Annotated in this window: 4 protein-coding genes; all 4 read right to left on the bottom strand. The window is 67.0% G+C overall.

The annotated features are described in order from the left end of the window. Window positions 1-32: 32 nt before the first annotated feature. Window positions 33-1,172 carry an ATP-binding protein gene (locus ACXJKH_RS18715; protein ID WP_306175647.1) on the bottom strand — a complete coding sequence of 380 codons (1,140 nt, stop codon included), beginning with the start codon at window positions 1,170-1,172 and terminating at the stop codon, window positions 33-35. A gap of 178 nt (window positions 1,173-1,350) precedes the next feature. Then, window positions 1,351-1,683 carry a flagellar protein FlgN gene (locus ACXJKH_RS18710; protein ID WP_457321612.1) on the bottom strand — a complete coding sequence of 111 codons (333 nt, stop codon included), beginning with the start codon at window positions 1,681-1,683 and terminating at the stop codon, window positions 1,351-1,353. Window positions 1,684-1,685: 2 nt separating this feature from the next. Beyond that, window positions 1,686-1,988, bottom strand: coding sequence for a flagellar biosynthesis anti-sigma factor FlgM (gene flgM, locus ACXJKH_RS18705; RefSeq protein ID WP_256776994.1), 303 nt, complete (start codon window positions 1,986-1,988; stop codon window positions 1,686-1,688). Between the two features lie 109 nt (window positions 1,989-2,097). Then, a partial coding sequence (gene flgA, locus ACXJKH_RS18700; protein WP_457321609.1) for a flagellar basal body P-ring formation chaperone FlgA occupies window positions 2,098-2,414 on the bottom strand: 317 nt, incomplete at its 5' end.

Raw genomic sequence — 2,414 nt, 5'->3', positions numbered from 1 at the left:
GCAGCCGACCAACGGTCGGCTCTACGTGCGGGTCAGCGCGGCTGTTTGATCGGCAGCACCAGGCGGAACCTGGAGCCCTGCCCCGGGGTGCTGTCCAGGTCGATGCGGCCGTGGTGCTTGTTGATGATGCTGTAGGAGATCGACAGGCCCAGGCCGGTGCCGCTGCCGACCGGCTTGGTGGTGAAGAACGGATCGAAGATGCGCTGGCGCAGTTCCGGCGAGATGCCGCCGCCGGTGTCTTCGAACTCCACCCAGACATGCTCCCCGTCCACGCCGGTGCGCACCGTGATCGTGCCGCGGTCGGCGATGGCATGGCCAGCGTTGAGCAGCAGGTTCATGTAGACCTGGTTGAGCTCGGACGGCAGGCATTCCACCAGCGGCAGCTGGCCGAACTCGCGCTGCAGGGTGACCTTGTACTTGAGCTCGTTCCAGATGATGTTGATCGTCGATTCGAGGCCGGAATGCAGGTCGACCAGCTTCCAGGATTCATCACGGCCGGAATACGAGAAGTCCTTGAGGTCGCGCACGATCCGGGTCACCCGCTCGATGCCCTCGCGCGATTCGGCCATCAGCTGCGGCAGGTCGCGGCTGATGAAGTCGATGTCGAAGCGGGTGCGGATGTCGTCGATTTCCGGGATCAGCGCCTTGGGATCGGGTGCGCGCAGGGCGCGCTCGTAGGCTTCGATCACGGTGAACAGACTGCGCAGGTACTCCTGCAGGCTGCCCAGGTTGGAGTGCACGTAGCCGATCGGGTTGTTGATCTCGTGCGCGACGCCGGCGGCGAGCTGGCCGATGGAGGCCATCTTCTCGGACTGCAGCAGCTTTTCCTGGGTGCCGTTGAGGCGCAGGTAGGCCTGGCGAAGCTCGGCATGGCGCTGCTGCAGTTCGCGCTCGTAGTCTTCCTGGCCTTCGATGCGGCGGAACAGGGCCAGGTAATGGCGCTGGCCGGCTTCATCGTGGTGGTAGACATGGGCGATGACCATGCGCTCACCCACCGGCAGGCTGCCGTTCCAGTGACCGTGCTGGCGCGCATGTTCCAGCGCATCGGGCGGCAGCAGCTGACGCAGCCATTGCGCCGCACCCAGACCGGCCGCGTCCTCGGCCTGGCCGAGCATCTCGCTGACGGCGGCGTTGGCCAAGGCCACGCTGCCATCCTCGCGGAACAGCAGCATGCCTTCGTTGACCCGCTCGAACAGGGCGAGCAGGACCTGCTGCGGTGGCAGCGGCGCGGTGACAAGGTTGGAAGAAGCGGTCACGGTCACATCGGGCAGTCGAAACAGGCGCCCAATATACGCGTTGGTCCGCGCGACGGAAGCCCGTGCACGCGCGTACGGCCCACGCGGGGCCGGATCAGGCGACGGCGAGCGGCCGTCGCGTATGCAGCGTGTGGGACTGGCCCTTGGCGTCGTAAGCCGAGGATTCTTCGCTGCGGCCCAGCTGGCGCAGCGCCCAGTTGACCTCGCGGCGGCGGCGCGACAACAGCACGCCGTTGGCGCGGTTGCGTTCGGCCAGCTCCTGCAGGCGTTCGCCCTGACCGACCGGCAGCACGGCCTCAAGGGCGCGCAGCGCTTCGAGCTTGGCGCCGGTGGCACGGATCAACGCCTGCACGTCATGCTCGACCAATGCCTGGCGTTCGACGTCCAAGGCATCGCTGAGGCGCTGCAATGGCTCGCTCATCGCCAGGTTCATCCCTGCAGCTGCTGGTCCAGATCGAGCATGCGCGAAGCGATCGCGTCGGGATTGATCTTGTAGGTGCCGTTCTGCAGCGACTCGCGCACGGCCTGCACACGGCCGGCGTCGATCGCCGGGGCGGTGCTCAGCTCGCGCTGCAGGGCCTGCAGGCTGGTGGCCTCGCCGGTCAGGCGCAGGCTGTCCGCTGCTTCAACCGGACGCGTCGGCGAATCGGTGCTGGCGGCCGGCTTGGTGCCAAGGCTGACGCTGCGCAGATGGGCGGTGGCCTGCAGGTTGCCGTCGATTTTCTGGCTCATGGAGTTGTCCTGGAGTTGCGGTTCACAAGGGATAACGGCATGGGGACCGCCATCTTTAGGGGGTTATGCGGTTTTTTTACCGATTTCCGCCGCCGGTTCAGTATTGTGCTCAGCGCGTCACAAAAACGTCGCCACTGGCCGCCACGGTGCCCTGCACGATCTTCCGCGAGGACAGATTCTCCACCGAAACGCGTTCATTTTCACCGGCGTCGGCCATGGCCTTGCCCGCGACACGCACTTCGACCCCGCCGATCCGCGACACCAGCGCGACGCTGTCGCCGCGACGGACCAGGCGTTGGGCGACCAGGTCGTTGGCCGAGAGCAGGCTGCCGGCGGTCAACGTGCGCCGGGCGACCCGCCCGACCGCAGCCGCCGGGTCGGCCAGCGCGGCGCCGGCAATACGGGCCACGTCACGCTGTGCAGTGG

Source organism: Stenotrophomonas sp. P5_B8 (assembly GCF_054049855.1).
Note: the sequence above shows the minus strand (reverse complement) of the source record. Positions and strands in the feature narration are given on the sequence as shown.